Raw genomic sequence first — 1214 nt, forward strand, 5'->3', positions numbered from 1 at the left:
TCACCGGTTGTGGCAAAACTGCGGCCAACCGCCCAAAGACGGTAAAAGTCAACGGAGTAGTCCTCTACAACGGGCAGCCGGTCGAAGGGGCCCTCGTGATGCTCGTGTCCACAGACCCTAACGGCCGGGGAGCTGTGGGCAGAACCGATGCCTCGGGAAAGTTCACCCTGACGACGTTCGATCCCGGTGATGGCGCTATCCCTGGTACTTACAATGTGGCCATTTCAAAAACCATTCTGGAAGGAGAAGCGCCCTCGGAGGATGCCCAAAACACTGGTGGCGCCGAGCCGGACAAGCGAGTTCCCAAGGACCTTTTGCCGCCAAAATACAAGGTAGCCGCCACCTCGGGCTTGAAAGCGGAGATCAAAGAACCCGGGCCAGTGGAACTGAAATTCGAACTCACCGACTGAGGCGAGGATATTTCGGCCAAGTGGCCTCGGCCACCGCGATGGCCGCGCGATCAACGTTGCCTCCGGGTTGACGTGGCGAGGTTTTTACTCCTCCGAGCGATCGCGCCCAAGTCCTAAAGCCCTCGGGGGCCTAGCTCTTCATCGCGCGTAACCAATCCTCAGCGGAAGTACTTTTAAATCCGTTCTCACGGCAAATCATCGGCTGGGGATTGTAGGTACCGCCGAACGACGGATCCGCTTCCTTTGGAGAAACTCCTCGCGGTATTTTTGCAACTCATTTGCCAATTGGCTGTCGGTCTCTGGGCAGTACCGGATTGCCTGATCTATCGTCTTCAGAGCATTGTCCCAATCACCAAGTTCCGCCAGCGCCGCCGCCAGGCTCCGTAAACAAACCGGGTCGGTGTTACTCGTGGCTTGACTGGCCGCTTCTGCGAGTTGTTTGGCACGCGCTCCGTCGCGAAGAGCGTCATCCGGACATGTCGCCAGAAACAGGGCGACCAGCGATTGACAGTACGGATCACCCTGGGCTTCCGAAAGAGCCCCTTCAAACTCCGACCGGGCTTCCGCAAATTTCCCCGCCCGGGTTAAGGCCTCCGCCAGTCCCAGACGTGCATCAATGAGCGAGGGCGCCAGTTCCAGTGCCCGCCTGTATGCCGTCACCGCCTCCTCGTACTTTCCGAGCTCGAGATAGGCGTTCCCGAGGTTCAAATGTGCCGGTCCATAATTTGGGGCCAATTTGATTGCTGCTTCAAATTGTGCGATGGCTTCCTGAAACGCCCCCGCCTCGGCAAGTGCTCGCCCGAG

2 protein-coding genes are annotated in these 1214 nt (G+C 58.6%); one reads left to right on the forward strand and one right to left on the reverse strand.

Translation table 11 applies throughout. From position 1 onward, the window contains the following. Positions 1 to 410 (forward strand): carboxypeptidase-like regulatory domain-containing protein (locus H5U08_RS19315; RefSeq protein ID WP_297036966.1); only part of this gene is annotated, 410 nt, incomplete at its 5' end. A gap of 195 nt (positions 411 to 605) precedes the next feature. Here the strand turns inward: H5U08_RS19315 and H5U08_RS19320 are convergent. Continuing rightward, positions 606 to 1214 (reverse strand): tetratricopeptide repeat protein (locus H5U08_RS19320; RefSeq protein ID WP_297036969.1); only part of this gene is annotated, 609 nt, incomplete at its 5' end.

The organism is Thermogutta sp., from assembly GCF_014359955.1.
Taxonomy (GTDB): domain Bacteria; phylum Planctomycetota; class Planctomycetia; order Pirellulales; family Thermoguttaceae; genus Thermogutta.